Annotated in this window: 22 protein-coding genes and 1 pseudogene; 2 read left to right on the forward strand and 21 right to left on the reverse strand. The window is 54.2% G+C overall.

Going from position 1 to position 22,786, the window contains the following annotated elements; genetic code table 11:
* Nucleotides 1-207 precede the first annotated feature (207 nt).
* The 15 genes and pseudogenes from V4U84_RS00390 to V4U84_RS00455 all read right to left on the reverse strand — a co-directional run bounded on the left by V4U84_RS00390 (nucleotide 208) and on the right by V4U84_RS00455 (nucleotide 14,090).
* A complete protein-coding gene (locus V4U84_RS00390; protein ID WP_334072816.1) occupies nucleotides 208-594 on the reverse strand; it encodes a sensory rhodopsin transducer in 387 nt (128 codons plus the stop codon).
* Entirely contained in the window at nucleotides 587-1,621 is a 1,035-nt protein-coding gene (locus V4U84_RS00395) for a glycoside hydrolase family 88/105 protein (RefSeq protein WP_334072817.1), read from the reverse strand. The genes V4U84_RS00390 and V4U84_RS00395 overlap by 8 nt, the downstream gene beginning before the upstream one ends.
* A 42-nt stretch (nucleotides 1,622-1,663) precedes the next feature.
* Nucleotides 1,664-2,263 (reverse strand): annotated as a pseudogene (locus tag V4U84_RS00400) (rhamnogalacturonan acetylesterase); the annotation flags it as partial.
* Between the two features lie 30 nt (nucleotides 2,264-2,293).
* Entirely contained in the window at nucleotides 2,294-3,136 is an 843-nt protein-coding gene (locus V4U84_RS00405) for a carbohydrate ABC transporter permease (RefSeq protein WP_334072819.1), read from the reverse strand.
* 2 nt (nucleotides 3,137-3,138) lie between these two features.
* Nucleotides 3,139-4,041 (reverse strand): carbohydrate ABC transporter permease, encoded by a 903-nt coding sequence (locus V4U84_RS00410; protein ID WP_334072820.1) that lies wholly within the window; start codon nucleotides 4,039-4,041, stop codon nucleotides 3,139-3,141.
* A 48-nt stretch (nucleotides 4,042-4,089) separates the two neighbouring features.
* Complete coding sequence (locus tag V4U84_RS00415; RefSeq protein ID WP_334072821.1) at nucleotides 4,090-5,373, reverse strand: ABC transporter substrate-binding protein; 1,284 nt, start codon at nucleotides 5,371-5,373, stop codon at nucleotides 4,090-4,092.
* Nucleotides 5,374-5,510: 137 nt separating this feature from the next.
* Nucleotides 5,511-5,990, reverse strand: coding sequence for a helix-turn-helix transcriptional regulator (locus tag V4U84_RS26870; protein WP_416367192.1), 480 nt, complete (start codon nucleotides 5,988-5,990; stop codon nucleotides 5,511-5,513).
* The gene (locus tag V4U84_RS26875; protein WP_416367193.1) at nucleotides 5,987-6,748 is read right to left on the reverse strand and encodes a response regulator; all 762 of its coding nucleotides are present in this window, start codon (nucleotides 6,746-6,748) and stop codon (nucleotides 5,987-5,989) included. The genes V4U84_RS26870 and V4U84_RS26875 overlap by 4 nt, the downstream gene beginning before the upstream one ends.
* Entirely contained in the window at nucleotides 6,723-8,510 is a 1,788-nt protein-coding gene (locus V4U84_RS00425; RefSeq protein ID WP_334072822.1) for a sensor histidine kinase, read from the reverse strand. The genes V4U84_RS26875 and V4U84_RS00425 overlap by 26 nt, the downstream gene beginning before the upstream one ends.
* Before the next feature lie 44 nt (nucleotides 8,511-8,554).
* The gene (locus V4U84_RS00430; RefSeq protein ID WP_334072823.1) at nucleotides 8,555-9,487 is read right to left on the reverse strand and encodes a hypothetical protein; all 933 of its coding nucleotides are present in this window, start codon (nucleotides 9,485-9,487) and stop codon (nucleotides 8,555-8,557) included.
* 21 nt (nucleotides 9,488-9,508) lie between these two features.
* The gene (locus V4U84_RS00435; protein ID WP_334072824.1) at nucleotides 9,509-10,456 is read right to left on the reverse strand and encodes a Gfo/Idh/MocA family protein; all 948 of its coding nucleotides are present in this window, start codon (nucleotides 10,454-10,456) and stop codon (nucleotides 9,509-9,511) included.
* Between the two features lie 181 nt (nucleotides 10,457-10,637).
* Nucleotides 10,638-11,060 (reverse strand): arsenate reductase (thioredoxin), encoded by a 423-nt coding sequence (arsC, locus tag V4U84_RS00440; protein WP_334072825.1) that lies wholly within the window; start codon nucleotides 11,058-11,060, stop codon nucleotides 10,638-10,640.
* A gap of 32 nt (nucleotides 11,061-11,092) precedes the next feature.
* On the reverse strand, nucleotides 11,093-12,385 hold the full coding sequence (locus V4U84_RS00445) for an arsenic transporter (RefSeq protein WP_334072826.1): 1,293 nt from the start codon (nucleotides 12,383-12,385) through the stop codon (nucleotides 11,093-11,095).
* A gap of 18 nt (nucleotides 12,386-12,403) precedes the next feature.
* Nucleotides 12,404-12,712, reverse strand: coding sequence for an ArsR/SmtB family transcription factor (locus V4U84_RS00450; protein ID WP_334076774.1), 309 nt, complete (start codon nucleotides 12,710-12,712; stop codon nucleotides 12,404-12,406).
* 118 nt (nucleotides 12,713-12,830) lie between these two features.
* Nucleotides 12,831-14,090: an MFS transporter gene (locus V4U84_RS00455; RefSeq protein ID WP_334072828.1), complete on the reverse strand. Its 1,260-nt coding sequence runs from the start codon at nucleotides 14,088-14,090 to the stop codon at nucleotides 12,831-12,833.
* Between the two features lie 208 nt (nucleotides 14,091-14,298).
* Here V4U84_RS00455 and chrA point away from each other — a divergent pair, with 208 nt between their 5' ends.
* Both chrA and V4U84_RS00465 read left to right on the forward strand, forming a co-directional pair.
* Nucleotides 14,299-15,558 carry a chromate efflux transporter gene (chrA, locus tag V4U84_RS00460; protein ID WP_334072829.1) on the forward strand — a complete coding sequence of 420 codons (1,260 nt, stop codon included), beginning with the start codon at nucleotides 14,299-14,301 and terminating at the stop codon, nucleotides 15,556-15,558.
* 738 nt (nucleotides 15,559-16,296) lie between these two features.
* Nucleotides 16,297-17,106, forward strand: coding sequence for an alpha/beta fold hydrolase (locus V4U84_RS00465; RefSeq protein WP_334072830.1), 810 nt, complete (start codon nucleotides 16,297-16,299; stop codon nucleotides 17,104-17,106).
* A 39-nt stretch (nucleotides 17,107-17,145) separates the two neighbouring features.
* On the opposite strand, the gene V4U84_RS00470 is transcribed toward V4U84_RS00465, so the two are convergent.
* The 6 genes from V4U84_RS00470 to V4U84_RS00495 all read right to left on the reverse strand — a co-directional run bounded on the left by V4U84_RS00470 (nucleotide 17,146) and on the right by V4U84_RS00495 (nucleotide 22,744).
* Entirely contained in the window at nucleotides 17,146-18,030 is an 885-nt protein-coding gene (locus V4U84_RS00470; protein ID WP_334072831.1) for an NAD-dependent epimerase/dehydratase family protein, read from the reverse strand.
* A 30-nt stretch (nucleotides 18,031-18,060) separates the two neighbouring features.
* The gene (locus tag V4U84_RS00475) at nucleotides 18,061-18,459 is read right to left on the reverse strand and encodes a hypothetical protein (protein ID WP_334072832.1); all 399 of its coding nucleotides are present in this window, start codon (nucleotides 18,457-18,459) and stop codon (nucleotides 18,061-18,063) included.
* Nucleotides 18,460-18,475: 16 nt separating this feature from the next.
* Entirely contained in the window at nucleotides 18,476-19,249 is a 774-nt protein-coding gene (locus V4U84_RS00480) for a DUF817 domain-containing protein (protein ID WP_334072833.1), read from the reverse strand.
* A 68-nt stretch (nucleotides 19,250-19,317) separates the two neighbouring features.
* Nucleotides 19,318-19,872 (reverse strand): nucleotidyltransferase family protein, encoded by a 555-nt coding sequence (locus tag V4U84_RS00485; protein WP_334072834.1) that lies wholly within the window; start codon nucleotides 19,870-19,872, stop codon nucleotides 19,318-19,320.
* 176 nt (nucleotides 19,873-20,048) lie between these two features.
* Nucleotides 20,049-21,266, reverse strand: coding sequence for an MFS transporter (locus tag V4U84_RS00490; RefSeq protein WP_334072835.1), 1,218 nt, complete (start codon nucleotides 21,264-21,266; stop codon nucleotides 20,049-20,051).
* A gap of 635 nt (nucleotides 21,267-21,901) precedes the next feature.
* Nucleotides 21,902-22,744, reverse strand: coding sequence for an aldo/keto reductase (locus tag V4U84_RS00495; RefSeq protein ID WP_334072836.1), 843 nt, complete (start codon nucleotides 22,742-22,744; stop codon nucleotides 21,902-21,904).
* Nucleotides 22,745-22,786: the final 42 nt, after the last annotated feature.

Consider the following 22,786-nt stretch of genomic DNA (forward strand, 5'->3'; position numbering starts at 1 on the left):
CTGGAAAAACTCCCGCTAATTCGCCCGAAAATGCAGATATCACCGGTTGTGCCGAGAAATAGATGGAGCTTTTCCCTCTATTTCGGATCCAAAGGGCAAAAGCGGAAAAATATCGGGAGATTTTCCTGTTACTGAGCGAGCCATGGAAAAGCCGCTGAGGTGCTCTCCCCTCAGCGGCTCTCTATTGCGGCGGCAACGTCCCTCGCCTTATCCTTCTGCAACCGGATACGCCATTACGCTCATCAAGGCCAGCTCGGGCTGCGTCGTATCGAGCCGGCTGTACTGCACGATCACCGGAACATTGCTGGTGAAGGTCATCGCATACGGCACCCCGGCCGGAATGCGTTCCTCCCCGGCTTGAAGGGAGGCGGTGCGGATATGCTTGGTGCGCCGGCCCGGGACTACACATTCGATCCTTTCGAGCGGTTCGCGGTCCTCGAAGTATACCGTCACTTGAAGCACGGCCTCCTCCGCCCCCGTATTCAGCACGCATACGCTTTCATGGCTTTCCAGGCTCCCGCTGCTGTCCGGGGGGATGTACCCGTCTGGGATCACCCAGTACGTGTGGCCACTTGCCCTGTATCCTTTATCCATACGGATTCTCCTTTGTTCGCAGCAATTGGGCCAGAAAAGCCAGCGCCAGCCCTTGCCCCCATCCCTGAATACGTTTGCAAGGCACGTTTCGGTACCCTTCCGCATCATGCATGACCGCGGTGCCTGCGGACACGCCGGTCACCGTGCCGTCCGGCTTGATCCGGGCAAGGATGCCGTCGATCGCCTTTTGGGCGTACTTGTTGTACAAACGTCCCTGCATCAGCAAAGCGGTCGCAATTCCGGCGGAGCCGGAGGTTTCCAGGTAGGATTCCTCGTCATTGACGATGGTGTACCAGAGACCTTCCGGCGACTGCAGCCGGACCAGCGCACTTAATTGGTCTCGCAGGGAGCCGTCGATGATCATATAGGACGGATGCTGGACCTCGATCAATTGCAGCGCCTTGGACATCGTCAGCGCGGCCCAGGAATTTCCCCTGGCCCAATACATGCCGGACATCCAGTTCTGATTCACATGATCCCACCCGTGATAGTACAGATTGGTATCGGGATCTTGCAGGTATTTCTCATGCCCGTGATACTGGTTTAATCCGTCCTCGAAATACTCCTTATTGCCGAGACGTTTACCGATTCGCAACAGAAAGTACCCGGCCATAAACATCGTATCCACCCAGGCCTGCTGCGGAAAAACATCATGCAGCGAATTCACGGTATGCTGAAAAACCCCCTCGGCAAACCGCTCCGCTTGATGCGTCAGAAATTCGGCCATCTCTTTGGCGATATCCATGTACTTCTCTTCCCCGGTAGCCTCGTGCAGCGTCAGCAAGCAATGCCCGATGGACACGCCGTTCACCGACAGCTTCGGCAACCCGTCCTCGATGTTTTCGTCCACCCAGGCCTTGAGCCGATCCAGGTAGGCTTTGTTCCCCGTAGCGTCATAAGCTTCGCAAACCCCGTAAAAAGCGACGCCCCCCGGCCAATCCCAGCTGAAGTCCATCCGAAAGGTACGGTCTACGACGCGGTCGATGATCTGCTTGATTTCTTCTTCGTCAAATTGAAGTGCAGGCATTCCATCTTCTCCTTCCCTAAGTACAAGATTGCATATCCCGAATTACCGCAAAAACATATGCAGCGGCTGCAGGCGCAGCTCACGGATGGCTTCCGCTACCTGCACGGCCAGGCGCCGGGCACCCCGCTCCTGAAAGTGTGTGTTATCCTCCACGCCGGCCGGAAAGTTCATAAACTCCCCGGGAAGCACCCACATGAAGTCATCCTTGCTGCCTTCAACTCCGGCTTCCTCGAACAGGCGGCGGCTGCGCTCGGCGAGATCGATCAAAGGAACCGCCTCCTGGGCGGCCAGTTCGCGGATCGCCGTGATGTAGTCCCCGTGCGTATCCTGCAGCGTACCGTCTTCCTGAAAGTACCGCCGGTGGACGGGGGTGATCAGCACGGGAGTCGCCTGTTTGCTCCGGGCGGCCTTCAAATACATGTTAAGCTGGTCCTGAAAGGTGCCAAACGGCTCCGTGCGGCGGGACGCGTCCGGTTTCTCATCGTTGTGCCCGAATTGGACAAACAGGAAATCTCCGGGCTTGATCCGTTCCATGATGAGATCCAGAAGCCCCTCCTTCACAAAACTCAATGAACTTTGGCCCGAGCGGGCATGGTTGTCGACGGCCACGTCATGCTTAAAAAAGGCCGGAAGCATTCGCCCCCTATAATATAAACGCGGGAACTCCCGGGTTTATCCCTTCAGACCGCTGGTGCTCATCCCTTGGACAATTTGCTTTTGGAAGATGAAGAATACCGTCACGACCGGAACCAGGCTCACGATGGACATGGCGAACATCGCGCCCCAGTTAGAGGCGGACTCGCTGTCGAGGAACATTTTTAGAGCCATCGAAACGGTATATTTCTCCGGCGAGTTTAGGTACAAGACCGGGCCGAGCAAATCCTCCCAGCGCCAGTAGAACGAGAAAATGGCGGCGGTCGCCAAAGATGATTTAATGAGCGGCATTATGATTTGCAGATACAATCTGAACTTCCCGCACCCGTCGATCGTGGCCGCTTCGTCCAGTTCCTTGGGAATCGTCCGGATAAACTGCACCATCAGAAATATGAAGAACGGCATGCCGAAAAAGGTAGGGACCACGATCGGTAAAATCGTATTCAGCCAGCCCAGCTTGGTGAAAATGATATATTGCGGCACCAGTACGACATCATGCGGCAGCATCAGGGTCATCATCATGAGAGCAAACCAGAGGCCGCGCCCCCGGAATTTCAACCTGCCGAAGCCGAAGGCGATCAGCGAGGAAGAGAGGACCGCCCCGATTGTGGAGATGACCACAATGACCAGAGAGTTGCCAATGTAATGCCAAAACGGGTATCCCGCCGTTCCCGCCCAGCCTGTGGCATAGTTGCTCCAGATCCAGCTATCCGGAATCAACCGGCCGGACGTGACGAAGATGGTCCGGCTTTCCTTGAAGGAACTGAACAACATCCAGAGCACGGGATACAGCATCAGAAAAGCGAGGGCCGCAACGAACACGTGGTATACCGGCCATTTGATGTTTTTCCAGGTACGCATCGTCACTTCCCTCCCTCATTTTCATAGAACACCCAGAACCGGGACGTCAGGAACAAAACCGCCGTCAACAAACTGACGATCAACAGCATCACCCAAGCCATGGCAGACGCGTAGCCCATATTGTTGAACATAAAGGCCTGCCGGAACAAATAAAGCGAATACAGCATCGTTCCGTCCATCGGCCCGCCTTCCCCTTTGGAAATGATATAGGCCGGGACGAACGTCATAAAGGCGCTGATCGTCTGCATGATCAGATTGAACAATATAATCGGGCTCAGGAGCGGCAGTGTAATGCGGAAAAACTTGCGTACCGGGTTCGCGCCGTCGACGCTGGCCGCCTCGTACATCTCGGGAGAGATATTTTTCAGCCCCGCCAAAAAAATCAACATGGACGAGCCGAACTGCCACACCGACAAGGAAATCAGCATAACCAGGGCCGCGCCGGGGTCTCCGAACCAACTGACCGGACCGATGCCGATGACCGTCAAGGCGCTGTTAATGACTCCTTCATTGCTGAAAATGTTCCGCCACATGATGGACACGGCGACGCTTCCTCCGATGATGGACGGCAGATAATAGAGCGTTCGGTACGTGCCCACCATTCTGGAGCCCGTATTCAAAATCATGGCGACGAACAAGGCAAATACCAGCCTTAGCGGGACACCGACAAAAACATACAGCAGCGTGACGCGGACCGAATTCCAGTACTTCGGGTCGCCCAAAAACATCTGCTTGAAATTCTCCAGGCCGATCCATTCCGGCGCGGTAAACAAGTTATAGCTGGTAAATGACATATACAGCGAAACGAACATCGGAATGAGCGTGAACGCAATGAAGCCGATGATAAACGGACTGATAAAAGCATATCCCGTCAGATCGCTTCGCAAAGAAGAATACCGCCTCAAGTCGAATCCCTCCCCTGCGGAGGGCTCCCGTTTCCGGGAGCCGCTGCGCTATTTGTTTTTGGCCAGGATGGCGTTCGCGCTGTCGCGGAATGTCTTGGCCGCCTGCTCCACCGTGATCTTTCCGAAGTTCAGCTCCTCCACGATATCCGTCAGGGAAGCGATCACCTCGGGGGAACCGACCGGCGGCGGCGGACTCATCGGCGAAGCCTTAGGTTCCATGGCCGCTACGAAGTCGAAGACCTGGCGGGTCGGTTCGCTTAGTTCCGATGCGATGGCCTCCTTGATTTTGCCGGAGATCGGCACCCCGCGTTCTCCTTTAATCAGCTTGTTGGCTTCCACGTCATTCACCCAAAAATCGATAAACTTGGCCGCCTCTTCCTTTTGCTTGGAGTTGGAGGTCAACGCCCAGTACATACTTGGCTGCATGTACAGCCCTTTCTCCATATCCGGTCCCGGCATCGGCGCGATTTCAAGCGGACGGTTCGCGACCTGCTGCAGGGCGACGAATTGATTGGACCACTGCCAGATCCCGATTCCTTTGCCTTTGACCAGGTCCGACTCTTCAATAATGCCTTTGGTCTGGTTGGTCAGATCCGGAGACGGAACGGCCCCCTTTTCGATCAGACGGGCCATGCGCCCGAAGAAATCCACAAACAAGGCGTCGTCCTCATACCCTAGAGCCGTTCCCTCGGCGTTATACAGGGATTGTCCCTTGGTACGGAGATAATAATGGAAAAAGATATCGGGGGCCACCCCGCCGTCAAAATAGATCTTGTTCGCGGCCGCCTTAAGCGCGGTCTCTTCATAGGTGTCCCAGCTCATATTTTCCGGCAGCGCGTCGATTCCCGCCTTTTTCAGGATAGCCGGGTCATAATGAAAACCGAGCACATTCACTCCGGAAGGAATGCCGTACTGTTTGCCGTTCACCAATCCCGTGCTGATCACGTTCTCGCTGACATCGCCGAGGTTGATCTGCTTGCCGACATAAGGAGCCAGATCCTCCAACTGGCCGTTTTTCGCGTACTGGCTAATATAGGAAATATCCATCTGAACGATATCGGGCAGTTGGTTGGCCGCCGCTTGAGGAGCCAACTTTTTCCAGTAATCATCGAACGAAGCATACTCGACATCCACTTTGACATTCGGGTTCTTCTCATTGTAAAGATCGATGACCTTCTGCGTATATTCATGCCGCGCGTCCGAACCCCACCAGGCGATCCGCAGGGTGGTCTGACCATTGGCGGACGTGGCGCCCTTTCCGCCGCCCGAGCTGCAGGCTGTGGTCACCGCCAACAAAAGAGCCAATACAATCCAACTTCCTTTCTTCCTCATGCCATCTCTTCCTTTCACGTCGATTTTCGCGTTTTTTGACAGCGCTTCCAATTTGGTGATACCGTCATTTTCGCAAAAGTACGCGTCCGGTTGAATACAAAAAACCGGCTTGATCGTTCAAAAAACAGAGGTGTCGCTTACCTCTCCTCCATTCCGCCTTTTCGGTATTCGGTCGGGGTCATGCCGGTCCATTTTTTAAAAACCTGGCTAAAATACTGGGCATTTCCATCAAACCCGTACTTTTCGGCCAGCTCGAACACCTTGACATCCCCGTCTCTGCGGATTTGCTCGCAGGCCCGTTCGATCCGGTAGCGGTTCAAGTAGTTGGAGAAGGTCTCGCCCGTCCCTTTTTTGAACATCTTTCCGAGGTAATCCGGGTTCATGTAAAGCATTTGATGGGCTACTCCGTTCAGGGTGAGATCCGCCTCCCGGTAGTGGCGGGCCACAATGTCGATCATTTTCTCCACCACTGAAGTATGACGGCTCAACACGGTGTCTTCCTGCATGATCAGTCGCCCCCCGCCGAGTCCGTAATAACGGTCCAGACACAGCAGCGCCTGTTTATACAGCATCCGGGAGTGGACGATGCGGTCCGCCTCGCTTAAAACCGCCGTCACCTCCAGCTATAGAGCTGCGAGAACGTAGTTCTCGTAAGCTCGATCTCCGTCTTCAGCCGGTCCAGGCCGCTGTGGTCGGCCAGCAGCAACAGCAATTTTCCCTCCAGCGTCGTGCTCAGCAGTGCGCTTTGCAGCAGATCGCCGGCGATATTTTTAAGAGCGAACAAATGATTGTAGTCGTAACCGCCGGCAATCCGCAAGAGCAGCAGCCGGATCGGATGATCCTCCAGCTCGAGATTGAACAGTTCCTGATAATACTTGACCTCCAAGGGACCGTACGTCTGGTTGGTGATGAACTCGAGCAAAAACTGCTCTTTCACATGGGGAAGGACGCGCTGCAGACGCTGCTTGATCACTCCCGCCGCCTGCTCCTGCCGCTCCATTCGCCGCCGTTCCTGAAGCAGCTCCGACAAGGCGCTCTGAATCTGCTGCTCGTTGCAGGGCTTGAGTAAATAATGCTTGACCCCATACCGCATCGCCCGGCGGGCGTAATCAAACTCCTTGTAGCCGGACAGCATGATAAACCGCGTCTGCGGATAAGCGGCCGAGGCCTGCTCGATCAGGCCAAGCCCGTCCAGACCCGGCATGGAAATGTCCGTGATCACGACATCCGGCCGTGAAGCGCTCATTTTGTCCAAAGCCTCCAGACCGTTTTTGGCCGTATCCACCAGTTCGGCGCCGACGGCTCCCCAGTCCACCACCTGGGACATGCCCTCCAAAATGACGCGCTCATCATCCACCAACATGACTTTGTACATCGGTATCTCTCTCCTCGATCCAAGGTATGCTGATCTTCACGGTCGTCCCCTCTCCAGAGCGGCTTTCGATGCTAAACGCCCCTTCTTTGCCGTAGGCCAGCTTGAGGCGTTCCCGAATGTTGGTCAAGCCGATTCCCTGTCCCCGAGTTTGGACGTTTCCGACACGCAATTGCTCCATAAATTCGGCGGTCATGCCCGGTCCGTTGTCCATCACCTCTAAAATGACCCGCTTACCTTCGGTCGTTACCCGAATCCGAATCCTGCAGGGCTCCACCCGGGGCTCCAATCCGTAATGAATCGAATTCTCCACGAGCGGCTGCAATATAAGCTTAGGGATGAGGACACAGGTGGAACCGGGGGCGACCTCCATGCCGAAATCCAGCCTATACTCATAGCGAAAACGCTGAATGGTCACATAATTGCGTACAATTTCCAGCTCTTGCTCCAGCGTGATCCATTTCTCGGACATATTGGAGGAATGCCTCAACAGGAAACCCAAGGCTTCCACCATTTCGGAGATTTGACGCTGCTTCTGCATTTTGGCCAGCCAGTTAATCGATTCAAGGGTATTGTACAAAAAGTGCGGATTAATCTGGGCCTGCAGCGCCTTAAGCTCCGTCTCACGGATGACCAGCTGCTTGGCGTAATTCTCGAAGATCAGCTCGCGGATCCGCTGAATCATCATCGTAAAGGTGCGGTATAGCTGGCCGACTTCGTCCTGAAGGGAGACCGGGAGGGTTCCAAAGGCCGCCTCCTCAAGGTTGTCCAGATCCCCTTTTTCAATCTTGCGCATCTTCTTGATCAATTGAGCGATCGGACTGGTGATGCTGCGGGCAAATCGGGCGCCGACCATCAGGGCCGTCAACAAAATCAGCACGAAAATAACCATCACCAGCCGCTTCACCCACTGGGTCTGCTTGAACATTTCGTCGTAGGGCGTCATGTAAAAATACACCCAATTCGTATACGTGGAAAAAGCCCGCGCCACAAAGTAACGTCCCTGCTCAAAATGCGCGATCCCGTACGGTTCCGTCCGCTTCATTTCGGACATGATTTCCCGTTGCTCCACGGGAGGGTCCGACGGATAGAGCACCTCCGCGCCGTCGCTGATGACCAGCCGGGAACCTTCCCCCGGCTCCTGCATCTGATCCTGCACAATCCGGTCGACCCGGATTCGGATCACCAGCGTGCCTAGCTTCTCCAGCGTGAAGGCGCCTTCCGTAAACGACCGGATTTGCCGGACCGACAGCAGCCGGGCCTGGCGGTCTCCCCCGGTGTACCAGGAATTGGAACCGTCGTTCCTCTGTCCGAGCGATACCAGTTCAGGAAGCATGGAGACCGGGAGTCCTTCCCGGTTGCCCGCGGCCATGACCGTATTTTCATTATCGATAAGCAGCATGGAATAGACGTATTTCTCCGACCCCGCGTAAGCGACAAGGCGGTTTGTGATCTTTTTGCGCAGCGCCGTTTTGGCATATACCGTGCCGGCTTTCTCGAGCTCCAGCAAATAACTCTGCAGCTGCTCGTCGGACATGACTTTAAACGACAGATTCGCCATCTCGCGCAGTTGATTCTCGATCCCCACCGAGGACAGATTCAAAACCTGGGAGGATTTCTCGTAGATTTGTTTGTCGTAAATCTTGAATACGTATTGAAGGACGGATATGTAGAAGCCAAAACAAAACAGCATTAAAATCGAAATAAGAAATATCATTTTGCGATGAATCGGCAAACGAGTGAAAGCGCTTTTAATATTGATCATCCCAATTGCTCCTTTGACGGATTGAAATTGGAACACTCTCCTGCTTACAAATAAGTCTCCACTTCCTGCGCGTAGTTCCGCCGCACGTCACCCAGTTCCTGTTCCGCCCGGCGTCTGGCCGTCTCCAGTTCGTAAACCACACTACTCACTTCGGTCAGACGCTGCGTCACCTGATCATGCATCTCTGTGATTCGGCCCTGCACAAGCCAGTCGGCGATCAGCCCATCAAAGAAATAATCGGAGAAGCGGAGCATTCCCGAAATCTCCAATCCGGAGGTGAAATCACTGCCGCCTACATCCTGAAGCTCTTTCTCGAAGCGGCGCAAATTGGTCTGGGCGGCATAGATACGCTCCATGGCTTCGTCCAGCCGGCTATGCTTGATATGGGTGGACAACATCCCCCCGCCAAACATGTCGTAAGTCCCCCAATTCTTCGCGGATTGCAAACTTTCCTCCGCACGCTCCAAGTCGTGCTGTACGGATTGCCCCGCCCGGATCGCTTCATCCAGTTCCTTCACTTCCACGGTCAGAACCGCTTGCCGTTCGGCCAGTTCCCGAAGCGGCTCGTTGTTATCGAGCACAATCTTCTCTTTGGCTCCAAAAATCGTGTCGTATTCCCGCCTCCAGTTGCAGATCTCGCCCAACCGGCGTTCGAGGGATTCGATTTGCTGCCGCGTATCCCGAACGGCGCGGTCGGTTTGTTCATATATCAACCGGGCCGAGATGACCTCGCGCTCTTCCTGCTCCAGTTTCTCCGCTTTTTTACCCGTCAACGTAAACAGCAAATTGGAGAACGACATTCGCGTGAAACGTGCAACATCCTCCTCTTCACCGGCAAGCCGGCTTGCCGCGGCCTCCCTGGCCTGCTCCAAACCGGATAACTCTTCCTTCAACTTTTGGAGCATAAGCTCCCATTTTTCTTTGCGGCGCCCCTTCTCCTTCACTTCCGCCAAACGTTCGTTCAGATCTTCAAACATGGTTTCCTCCACCTTCCGGATTCATAGTCCCGCCCTACTCCTGTTGATCAAACGCAAAGAACCGGCCGCTTCCGCCCGCCGCACGATAAGCTCACAAACCCAATGGCTTTCCAGAGCATCCTTCAGCGAAATGGATGGCGGTCTGTTCTCGCGAACGCAGCCGATAAAATGCTCGACGATCTGGACAAATCCCCTGCGGAACAGAACCGGGTCCCAATCCTTGAAGTGGTGGTGCCGCTCCTCTCCCGCGGAAAAATGCACCGTTGTGTTAAGCCCTTGCACCACCCATTTATTCCCCGGGCTCATCACTTCCACAATCTCGTCGTTAACTCCCGAATCCCGGTTCATCATCCCCGTACAGATAAAGCCGTCGCCCTCCAGCTGCAGCTGCGTGTGCACCAGTTTCCCTTCCCGGACGCGGGTATATATCCGGGGTTCCCCGGTGATAGGTCCCGGGGCCAAAAAGCGGATCGTATCCACGACATGGATAAAATCGTCATATATGAAGCGGCGGGCGAAGTCCGGCGAGAACAGCCTGTTCTTTTGCAGCAAAATCGCGTGCCTGTCCCTTTGCTCCTCCAACGCGGCAACCATCGGCGCAAAACGGCGGTTGAACCCGACCATCAGGATGCGGCCGGCCTGCTCCGCGAGCGCCGTTAGCCGTTCCGACTCCTCATAGTCATAGGATATCGGCTTGTCAATGTACACGTGAATGCCGCTTCGCAGCAATTGTTCCGCAATAAGGGCATGCGACTCCGTCGACGAATGAATAAATGCCGCATCGATATTTAATCCGATTAATTCCTCCACGCTCTGAACGGCCTCCGCTACCCGATACTTGGCCGCAAGCCTCCGCAACGTCTCCCGATGTCGCGTGCATAGTACCGGCTGGATGTCCTCCATTGCGGCAATGACCGGCAGGTATGCCTTTTGGGCGATATCGCCGAGCCCGATAACTCCGATTCGCATGAAGATTCCTCCTATGTAAAAAATTCCTAATCCTTTTTCATTTTGGCATACGGGGGTATCCGTGTAAACTCGTGCGGTAATATTCGCTGCACGTTCGTATGCGCATAAAAATGATTAAGGATTAAAAAAAGCCGGAATAACTGGAATTATAAACCTCTTCCGTTATTTCCGGCTATAGGATTTATTTGCTTTCCGCTACAAACCGTCCGATCCGCTCGCGAATTTCATCCCGGACCCGTCGGAACTCGGCGAGAATTTCCTCCTCGGTGCCGGCAGCCTTCGCCGGATCGTCAAATCCCCAATGCCACCGGGTGGCGTTCGGGTTGGAGACGGCCGGACAGTGCTCGTCCGCATGCCCGCACAAAGTAATAATGTACTCCGCCCGCTCCAGAACGGTCGGATCGATTACCTCGGACCGGTGCCCGCTGATATCAACCCCGGCTTCCTCCATCACCTTTACCGCCCGCGGGTTCAGACCGTGCGCCTCCAAACCGGCGCTGAGCACTTCATAGCGGTCACCGCCGAGTTGCTTGAGAAAGCCGTCCGCCATCTGGCTGCGGCAGGAGTTGCCTGTGCAAAGAAAGTATACCGTCTGTTTGTTCATGGATGTTCTCCTCCTTTAAAATTACCAACTTGTTATGAGACGATGACCAGCCATATATAAAGCCCGGTTAACGTGATAAAAAGGGTGGGGACCGTCAGCAGCAGACCGGTTTTAAAATAACGCCCCCATGAGATACGGACTCCTTTTTTGGCCAGAACGTGGAGCCACAGCAAGGTCGCCAGCGATCCGATCGGCGTAATTTTCGGCCCGAGATCGGAGCCGATCACATTGGCATAGACCAAGGCTTCCCTGACCATGCCGGAGGTTTGTGTGCTCTCGATCGCCAGCGCGTCGATCATTACGGTAGGCAAATTATTCATGACGGAGGATAAAAGCGCGGCGATAAAGCCCATTCCTACCGTTGCGGCATACATACCGCCTTCGGCAACCCACTGAATTCCGGCTCCAAGATAATCGGTTAAACCCGCATTCCGGAGCCCGTACACTACGACATACATCCCGATAGAGAACACAACGATCGACCAAGGGGCCTCCTTGATCACACGGCGGGTTTGCACCGCGGGGCTGCGCCGGGTTGCCAATACGAAAAACAGCGCTACGGCCCCTGCGGCCAGTGAAACGGGAAGGCCGATAAACTCGGCGGACAAATATGCGGCCACCAGCAATCCCAGGATGAACCAAGACAACCGAAACATCGCCGGATCCTTGACGGCTTCGCGCGGTTTTCTCAATTGCCGCAGATCATAGTCGACCGGAATGTCTTTCCGGAAAAACAAATACAGCACCAGCATACTCGCACCCAAGGAGACCAGATTGGGCACAATCATGCGTGAAGCATACTCCATAAACCCGATGCCGAAAAAGTCGGCGGAAACGATATTGACCAGGTTGCTGACTACTAGCGGCAAAGAGGTCGTATCGGCGATAAACCCGCCCGCCATAATAAACGGCAGCACTTTCCGGTCATCAAAGTTTAAGGCCCGAACCATCGCCAGGACGATCGGGGTCAGGATCAAAGCCGCCCCGTCATTGGCGAACAAGGCCGCGACGGCCGCACCAAGCAGAATCACGTAAACAAACATACGCCGCCCGCTTCCTCGAGCCAACCTTGCCATGTGCAGCGCCGACCATTCGAATAAGCCGATCTCATCCAGCAGAATGGAGATGATGATAATGGCCACAAAAGCCAGCGTCGCATTCCAGACAATCCGGGTCACGTCGCCGACATCGGCGAAACTGACAACCCCAAAAATCAAAGCCAATGCAGCCCCACCGGCGGCAGACCAGCCGATGCCAAGCCCCTTCGGCTGCCAAATGACAAACACCAAAGTAAGTAAAAAAACGCCCCCTGCGATATACTCCACTCTAATTTCTCTCTCCCATCAATTACAGCAGCTACTGTCCGTACTCGGTTTTTGCAGCTTTCGCCGCGCTTCTGTCGTCGGCACCGCTTCCAGAGTTGCTTTGACATAAGGCAAATGATCCACCGTTAATTTGTAATAAGCCCAATGTCCCCGGCGCGTTTCCTGAACCAGACCCGCTTCCCGCAGCTTTCGAAGATGCTGACTAATATTGGGTTGCGTCGTCTGCAGCGCCTCTACCAAATCGCAAACACAGCGTTCGCCATCCCCCAAGATATCCAGTAGGGTAAGCCGTGTTTTATCGGCAAGCAGTTTTAGTATTTTGACCATTTCATCCAACCGATCATCCCCTTTCCGCTTGCTCATTATATAATCAAACAATTATATAATCAATAACTTATTTGAAATAAAAAAACAGGCATGCCGCAGCATGCCCGTTCCTTCCCAATTAAGCATTCGGCGCCGTTTCAAAGGATTTCCGATGCATCCAGCCCACTCCGGCCGCCAGCAAGCTTATGACCGCAGCGAACAGATACATATTCACGATGCCGAACCATTCGGCTACACCGCTCATAAACAGCAGCGACAGGCCAAAAACCGTATTCAGCAGTGTCGATTGCGCCGAAAAAACTTTGGGCAGCATCTCCGCTCCCACACTGCGCTGAATGAGCGTTCTCCGGGACACGGCGGCCAGCTCCGTAAACGGCCCGGTCAGCAGAACGATCAGCAGTGTCAACGGAGCATACTGATTGAGCGCGAACCATGCCGTAAACGCGGCATAGCCCAGCATTCCCGCCAGCATCGCCGGAAATATCCGCTTCTCCAGCCGCTCCACGAGAGCGACGACGACCAGCCCGCCGAGTACGGCCCCGGCAAAATAACTCGCGTTAATATAGCCCCACCACTTCTCATCCTTCATCAGAATTTCGTTAACGAACACCAGCAGAAACGCGCCGGCCCAAACCGAACCTCCCAGCATATCCGTGGCATCCATAAAAGTCAGCGAACGAAGCCGCGGAGATTTCCACAGCGTCACCCATCCTTCCTTTAAAGTATCCCACCGGGAAGCGGATTCGTCTTCAGCCCCTCCGTTCGAACGAGCCCCTGTTCGGATATCCCAGAAATTCCGACGGGCGGGTTCGATCGGATCCTCGATCCAGATCGTAGCTAACATTGCCGCCCCGTAACATAGCGCAACGCCAAGCAGAACCGGATAAGCTCCGAATGAGGCGACCAGGACGCCGCTGATCGCCCAACCCGCGAACTGAACGATCTGATCGGTCGTGGCGATCAAACCGTTGGCTTTCATAAGAACCCGGTCGTCGGTAAGCCGCGGAATCAGCGCATTCCGAGCCGGTGTCGTCCAACCGTCCAGAAACGAAATGCCGATGATGAGCCCATATACCGGGAGCATCTCTTCCCCGCCAAACCATGGAGAAATATAGCCCGCCAGCAAACCGAAGAGAACAAATTGCCCGAACTGCGACAAGGTCAGCAAAAAGGGCAGCCTATACTTGTCGATCATCAGCGGGGCGGCGAACCCGCTAAATAATTGCGAGGTGACTCTCAAAAAAGGGACCAGCGTGGCGAACACGACCGAATTCGTCCGTTCCAGTACGAAGGTGGTAAGCGCAACTAAATAGAGCACATCCGCGCTGTTCGACAGCGTCTGAGATCCCCACAAAACGTAAAAAGACCGTTTGAACATTTCTATGTCGCTCCTTATGCATTTTCAGTTGTCTAATTTTCTAAATCCAATTGCCAAGAGTCGCAACTAGAACATCAAATCGGTCTCATCGTAAAACCCTTTCTAGTAATTCAGATTATATTAATGATATTAATCTTACTATAACTTGGATCTGCGTTTACAGTCCAGTGCTATAATAATTCGGATCTTGACCTTAAAGGAGCCACTCATGGACAAAATCACTTCACCCCGTATCCCGTTACCGCAGAAAATCCGCCGTTACGGCGAAATACTGGCGGTCTCCGCCAAGTTGGGGCTGACCTCTTTCGGCGGGCCGATCGCGCATTTGGGTTACTTTCACGAAGAATACGTGAATAAACGCAAATGGATGAGCGAGGAAAGCTATGCCGAGCTGGTCGCGCTGGCCCAGTTTCTGCCGGGACCGGCGAGCAGCCAGGTCGGAATCGGCGTCGGCCTGCAGCGCGGCGGGCTGGGCGGAGCAGTCGCCGCCTGGCTCGGCTTCACCTTGCCGTCGGCGGCGGCCATGGCCGTGTTCGCCCTGGCGCTGCGGGGCGCGGACGTGAGCGGCTCCGCCTGGCTGCACGGCCTGAAGCTGACCGCCGTGGCGGTTGTGGCCCATGCCGTGTGGAGCATGGGCCGCAAGCTCGCGGCCGGGCCGAGCCGCGCCGCGATCGCCGTGCTGGCCTGCGCGCTGACGCTGCTCTGGCCGGGCGCTTTCGGCCAGGTGGCCGCGATCGCCGCGGCGGGGCTGGCCGGGCTGTGGCTGTTCCGCCGCGGCGCAACGGAAGCCGCGCGCCCGGACGGCGGCGCTGACGCGCCCGAGCCGCAACCGCTGCGGAGCCGCGGAGCGGCGCTGTTCAGCCTGGCGCTGTTCTTCGCCCTGCTCCTGCTGCTGCCGCTCTTCGTGCGGCTGGCGGGCGCGGGAGCAGGAGCGGGCGGCGAGGCGCTGCAGCTGTTCGACAGCTTCTACCGCGCGGGCGCGCTCGTGTTTGGCGGCGGCCATGTTGTCCTGCCGCTGCTGGAAAGCGAAATCGTCCCCGCCGGAGCAGTCGGCGGGGACGATTTCCTGGCCGGGTACGGCATGGTGCAGGCCATGCCTGGCCCTTTGTTCACGTTCGCCTCGTATCTCGGCGCCGTGTGGGGCGGCATCCCGGGTGCGCTGCTCGCCACCCTGGCCATCTTCCTGCCCGCGTTCCTGCTGATCCTCGGCGCGCTCCCGTTCTGGAGCCGCCTGTCCCGGCATGCGCGGGCCCAAAGCGCCCTGCACGGCATTAACGCCGCCGTGGTAGGCCTGCTTCTCGCCGCGCTGTATGATCCGATCTGGACGACCTCGGTCCGGAATGCCGGCGATTTCAGCCTGGCCTTGCTGCTGTTCGCCATGCTGGCCTGGTGGAAGCTGCCGCCCTGGACCGCCGTCGTAGCCGGCGCCGCGGGCGGCCTGCTGCTAAGCCTGCTGCCTTCCCTTTGATCCCTTTACTCCTCGTAGATCATCTTGCGCGTCATGCCGCCGTCCACCATCAGGTGGGCGCCGGTCACAAACGTGTTTTTATAACCATATAGGTTGAACTATTGATTTGCATATTAGACAGCGGTGTAAGGGGTTCTTATCACACTCTTGACCTGAAACTAATGGTTTGGTTCGAATTAAAGGGAATTCTTCCCGTTAATTTGGTGCGTAAGCGGCTGGAGAGGCGAATTAGCTGGAAAACCGCCCGCTAATTCGCCTGAAATGGTGTATATCGGCAATAGGCCGCAAAATAGCTGGAGCTTTTCCAGCTAAATCCGATCGAACGGCCAAGCGCGGTACATTAACAGGAAATTTTCCCGTTAATGGTGTAGACTCCGACGGACCTATATAGAAGTGATGGATTCGAAGAAATGAGGTTTGATTAAAGTAGCACAAATTGACTATGAAATATGATTGTGGAATCATGAAATGGGGTGATGAAATGACGAAGTTAGTGAATACGGAAAATACGGATCGTTCCGCTAGCAATAGAGGAGGTAACCGGAAAGGGGCAGGCCGCAAGCCCATAGGCGTAACTAGAAAAATTTCATTGACTTTACCGCAGAATTGCTGGGAAGAAATAGACCGGTACTGTCACAGAGGAGATTATTCTGTCTCCGAAGTATTACGGTCCATTATCGAAGACAACCTTCATAATGCCGATCTGTTATGAACTCGTGGTAGGAGGAGGTTCATGTAATGATAGAAAACATTTTAACCATGGATGGCGGGCACCTTTTTTACCAGGTTTCCGGAGAAGGTGATCCCGTTGTCCTGATCCATGGAAACTTTAATGATCATCACATCTGGAATGAACAAGCTGACTTTTTTTCCGCACATTACAAATTAGTCCGGTATGATTTAAGAGGATACGGTCTTTCCAGTACGCCAAATACCACCTTCTCCAATATAGAAGATTTAAAGACACTGATTGATTTTCTGGAGCTCCGTAACATTACATTGGTTGGCTCTTCCATGGGGGGTGGCATTGCTACAGACTTTACGCTGACTTATCCTCATTTAGTCAAAAACCTGATTTTGGTTGCACCTTCCATAAACGGTCTTCCATATCCAAAAATGATGATGTGGCAAGGAACAAAAAATTTTATCAACCTGCGCTTGAAAGGACGGAAGAAGGCCATTGATTCATTCATAGCCAATCCTTACTGGCAATACTTATTTCCTTCCGCAAGAAAAAAAGAGGCCCGAACAAAATCGATCCATAATGTCAATAACCCTAACAACTTCTGCAGATTCTCCCCCAGTCTTTCAATTGCAGTTAAGCCCTATGCTTTTCATCGATTGCATGAAATAAGCATACCGACTCTTATCATCATTTCGGACCAGGATCATTCATTCAACAAGAAGACTGCGGAAACTTTACATAAAAATATTAAATCCTCATCAAAAATAATTATGGAAGACTGCGGTCACCTCCCATTTATTGAGGCATCGAATGAATTTAATCAAGCGGTTCTTGGTTTTCTGTCAAAAAAATCGCTGAACTAAAAAAGGGCGCTTTGCCGACGCAAAGCCCCCCCTTCCAGGTCAAGCCCGACCTTGGGCAATATCGCGAATCAGGCCCGGCAGCCAGTCCAGCAGCGAACTGAAACGGTAACCCGCCGCCCGGGCTTTGGAAATATCCATATACCAGGAGGCGGTAACCCCGAATGGCGATGCGTCGTCCGGCTCCGTTTCTTTTTGGATCAGCGCCGTCTTGCCGGTTTCCCGCTCGATCAGCTCCATTAAGCTGCGCAAAGTGATCGTCCCTTCCGAACTTGCATTGATCGGCCCCCGTAGGTCCGAGCTGCCGAGCCATTGCATAAAGGAAGCCGTCTCGTCCGAAGAAACAAACGACATCGCCGCCTCCGCATTCGGCATCCCGATCGGCGTTCCCTTCATCACCCGCTCGATGTGGAAATGCAGCCTCCGCGTGTAATCATCCGGACCGAGAACGATCGGAATCCGCATCGCGGCCACCGGGAAGTCCGCCAGCTGGAAAAAGGCGGTTTCCGCTTGTCTTTTTCCTTCCCCGTAATCGAAGTCTTCCCGCTTACCCGTCTTCCGTTTATAGGTATACGGGTCGAAGTCCTCCTCCGCCAGCGGGGATGTCCCAGACCCGTAAACCGACAAGGTGGACGTTAATATGTATCGCCTCACGTGCCCGTCAAATGCCCGAATCGCCGCTTCGGCTTCACCGGGCGAATAGCAGATATTATCGAACACCATATCCCAAGGTCCGGCCGCGGCCACGCTCCGAAGCGCGCCCTCATCCGTGCGGTCTGCGGCTATCCGGGTGACCGTGCGGTCAAACTCCGCCATCGTTGTTCCCCGGGTCGCCACCGTAACCTCGTGAACGCCTTCTTGCAAGAGCAGATTCACCAACTTTTTGCCGAAATACCGCGTTCCGCCAAGCACCAACACTTTGCCCATACGTGTCGTCCTCCTGTAAATTCCGTTTTCTCAGCGGCTGCCGAACAGACTTTTCATCAGACTGAGTCCACACAGCATGGCTATATAAAATTGCCCTTCATGAGCCGCTATACTTTTATATAACGAGGAATAAGGCATGTTTAGATACAGGTCCGCCACCGGGTAAAGCAGCAGAAGGAGCGCCGGGAGAAATACGAAAAAAAACAGCGGGCGCGTAAAAGTCCGGCGGTTCGGCAATCCGCCCAGCAAGCTTACGTAAGCGCCGAGCACCAACCCATAAAGCAAATTGCCCAGTTGCTTGTAGCTGATTTTAAGAAGCTTATCGGGATTTTGCTCCATCATCCCCACGAAGCGATTTCCGTAATAGAGCAGCACAAGCGCGCCGAGCGTCCATAGCGCGTAGTAAAAATACCCCTTGGATTTATTCATAACCTGACTCCTCTATCTATGGATTTTCGCTAATCCCCGCTTTCACCCGCTTTAATTGGGCGACGATAATGATGCTGATGACCACCAGCAGAAACCAGGAACTGATTTTGCCGAGGTGCACCACCCGCCAGATCTGCTCTTGGTCGGGATAGCTCCAGGCCCCGAGAAACGTCGATATATTTTCGGCAACCCAGATAAAGAAAGCGATCAGCAAAAAGGACAGGGTCATCGGCAGCCAATACGTTCTTCCGAGCAGGGTGAAATAAACCCGGGTCTTGAAAAAAACGATAATCAATAACGCCGTCAGCCACCAGCGGTAGTCCCCGATAAAATGATGCGTGAAAAAATTGAAATAAATCGCCGCGCACAGCGGAACGACATAGTAGGCCGCGGGCCAGCCGGTCATCTGCAGGTCCAGCCTCCGCCAGGCCTGGCAAATGTAACTCGCCACACTGGCGTACATGAACCCGCTGTACAGCGGCACCCCGAACACTTTGCTCCAGCCAGCGCCGGGATAAGACCAAGAACCCATATGAACTTTATAAAGTTCGAGAGCCAAGCCGATCAGGTGAAATACGCAGATGACCTTCAGCTCATCCATCGTTTCCAATTTAAAGACAACCATGCCGACTTGGGCCAGCAGACAAACGATCAGAATCAAATCATAGCGGGGCACACCGGGAATTTCCACGATTTTGGTCAAGCCTAGGGTGCCGAAAATGATCACCGGAAAAATGCATGACAGCGCCTGAAGCCAGGCGAATTGCAGCAAACTGCGGATAAAAAGCATAGGACCTCCCCGTATTCCGCCGCGCTCGCGGTCTTTTTTCTAAGATACCATACCTTTGCCGTAGGCGACTATATCAAGGTAAGGCGGGGCCAGATCCGCAGCCAGGCTTTGTCATGAACCCGCTTTAGAAAAAAATTCCGGTCTGAGAACAAGGGACTTTGCCGCACCCTCAATTGTAAAAGATCTTCCAAGTCGTACGGAGCCAGGAACTCCGGCCGCCCCGTCCGATTCCAGCGTGCGCTCACCGCCGTTGCGGTTTCCGGCCAATACCGCATCGCATCCTCCACGGATGCGTAAGGCGGGTTTCCGTTTCTGATATGCATCCGGGCCTGGTTTTTTACCGACCAGTTACGTTCGGGCACCTTTAGGCGCAGCTGTTTATCGTATTCCTTCTCGGCTTCCTCATCCAGGCAATAGGGATCGTAATAAAGGACATCGACATCCTGAAGCGGAGTTCTTTCCTCATACCCGTGCAGCACATCCCAAACGAAGTTGCGCAAGTACCCCGCAGCGATGCAGCCTTCGGGGAGATCCAGATCGGCTACCGCCTTTAAATCCTGGATCATTTCCGGCCGGGCACAAATTTTGGAAGCTAAAAATTCCGAATTGGCCATAGAAATCATGTTTCTCACCTCCTCATCAACCTGCTTTAACAATAACGTTTGTCACGGCACGGTTTAGTACTCAGTAACCGGCTGGGCTCAGTTGCACCATTACGCTGCTTTCAGGCAGAAAAAAGAGCCACAACATATGTGACTCTTGGTTCCTTGCTTCTCCGCGCTTAGCTCGCCGTCTGTCCTCAGGCTCTGAGCGCCGCATCCTTCGGAAGCAGGACGGTCAACAGACCGATCAGCGGTAGATACGAGCACAACTGCATGATGAACTGGATGCCCCATTGGTCGGCAAAGTGGCCGAGTATGGCGGAGCCCAGTCCGCCCAGCCCGAAGGAAAGGCCGAAGAACAGTCCGGACACCAGCCCCACTTTGCCCGGCAGCAATTCCTGCGCGTAAACGACGATGATCGAAAACGAGGAGGACATGATGAAGCCGGCCAACACGACGAGGACGCCGGACCAGAACAGGTTGGCGTACGGCAGCAGCAGCGAGAACGGAGCCGCGCCGAGAATCGAAAGCCAGATGATGTTCTTGCGTCCGTAGCGGTCGGCCATCGGCCCGCCGAAAAACGTTCCGACGGCGGCCGCGGCAAGAAACGCGAACACATACCATTGCGCCGCGCTTTTGCCGACGCCGTAGTGGTCGATCATGAAGAACGCATAAAAGCTGGAAATGCTGATGGAGTAGACATTTTTGGAAAACAGCAGCAGCACCAATACCGTGATGGCCAAGCCTACCTTCCCTCGGCTCAAGCCGGTCCGCGGTTCCGCCGCGGGGCTTCCCGCGGATTTCCGCGGCCGCGGGCGAATCTCAAGCGAAGCATACCAACGGGCGACGAAAAACTGAATCACGATCGCCGCGATCGCCGCTAATGCGAACCAGACGACGCTGTGCTGACCGAGCGGAATAAAAATCAACGCCGTCATCAGCGGTCCGAGCGAGGTCCCGATATTCCCGCCGACCTGAAAAATCGACTGAGCCAGCCCCCGGCGTTCCCCCGCCGCAAGGTATGCGACACGGGACGATTCCGGATGAAAGATCGAAGAACCGAGCCCGATGCACGTAACGGCCAACAGGATGATACTGTAAGCGGGCGCAAAAGCCAGCATGACGATCCCGACCAGCGTAAAGCAAACCCCGAGCGGCAGGATGTAGGGACGCGGACGTATGTCCGAATACAGTCCCACCAGAGGTTGGAACACCGAAGCCGTAATGTTCATGGCGAACGAGATCCAGCCGATCTGTCCGTAGCTGAGCGTCAGCGAATCCCGCAAAATCGGAAACAAGGCGGGGATAGCCGACTGCATCGTATCGTTCAGTAAATGTACCATGCTGATGGCAAACAGAATGGGAAATACCGTTGCCGTCCGCGGTATGGACTTGTCTGCTGTGGCCTGACTCATTTTTTATCTCCCCATCCGTCTCTATATAAGTTGAACGCAGTCTCGCCCGGTACCTATTAACGCAGTCGCAGTTAACAGGAATTTCTCCCGTTAATTGGCTGCACATCCAGCAGGAGAGGTGAACTATTGATTTGCATACTAGGTGCCCCGTCAGACAACCTTGACTAACAAGAATTCCTGCAGATTTGCATCTTTTGGAGTTGGAAGTGCACTAGGCACCTTGATCGCAGTGGGCTTAATACGAATTTGGATGTCTGTGAGCTTGAGACTGCGTACTTTTTCGAGCATCCCACTCACTTCAATTTATAATTTTCGCAGCGGATTCTCACTTTCTCTTACAACGATGTCCCATGGGGGCAAAAGGCAGCGGTGGAGAGGGTTCTTTCACATTCTTCACCTGCAGCTCATTGAATTAAAAGGAATTCTTCCCGTTAATTTGGCGCGTATGCTGCTGTAGAGGCCAATTAGCTGGAGAACCTCCCGCTAATTCGCCTGAAATTGTGTATATTGGCAATAAGGCCGCGAAATAGATGGAGTTTTTCCAGCTAAATCCGATTCATGGACCTATAGCGGTAAAATAACAGGAGGTTTTCCCGTTAATTAAGAAAAACATCTCAGATATAACCCTAGAAATTTTAGAAATTGAAATTATCCGGGTCGGAACCGAACCGTTTGTTTTGATTCAGGCCATCGATAGCCGCGATGTCCTCGGCTCTCAGCTCGAAATCAAAAATATCGGCGTTTTCGATTATCCGCCCTTCGTTGACCGACTTTGGAATCGTGATGACGCCGACTTGCAGGTCCCAGCGCAAAATGACCTGAGCTGCGGTTTTGCCGTATTTTTGGCCGATGGAGACCAAAGTATCGTGCGTCAGCAGGTTTCCTTGGCCAAGCGGGGACCAGGCTTCAAGCTGAATGCCTTTCTCCTGGCAGTAGGTCAGCAGTTCTTTTTGCGTCAGCTGCGGATGCAGTTCCACCTGGTTGACGGCGGGCACCACTTCGGCCTCCGGCAGCAAGTCCTCCAAATGATGAATCTGGAAGTTGCTGACGCCGATCGCGCGGACTTTCCCTTCCCTATACACTTTTTCGAGGGCGCGCCAGGTATCTTTGTACTTGCCTTTGACGGGCCAATGAACGAGGAAAAGATCGATATATTCCAGGTTTAATTTGTTCAGGCTCGCTTCGAACGCCTGCAGCGTCGTCTCATAACCTTGATTTGAGTTCCACACCTTGGAGGTGATGAACAATTGATCCCGGCTGAGGCCGTTCTCCTCCAGCGCTTCCCTTACCGCTTGTCCGACGCCTTCTTCATTGTTGTAGGCGGCGGCGGTATCGATGCTGCGGTAACCGGCGCGAATCGCCGCTTTGACCGCCGAAATGACTTCTTCGCCTTCCCGGGCTTTGTAGACCCCTAAACCAAACCACGGCATGTGCACACCATTGTTGAGCTTTACAGTATCCTGCAAATTTTTGGGCATGAATCATTTCCTCCTTAGGTTCTGGGTTCACTTTCGGGTTAA

The organism is Paenibacillus sanfengchensis, assembly GCF_036864765.1.
GTDB lineage: Bacteria > Bacillota > Bacilli > Paenibacillales > Paenibacillaceae > Fontibacillus > Fontibacillus sanfengchensis.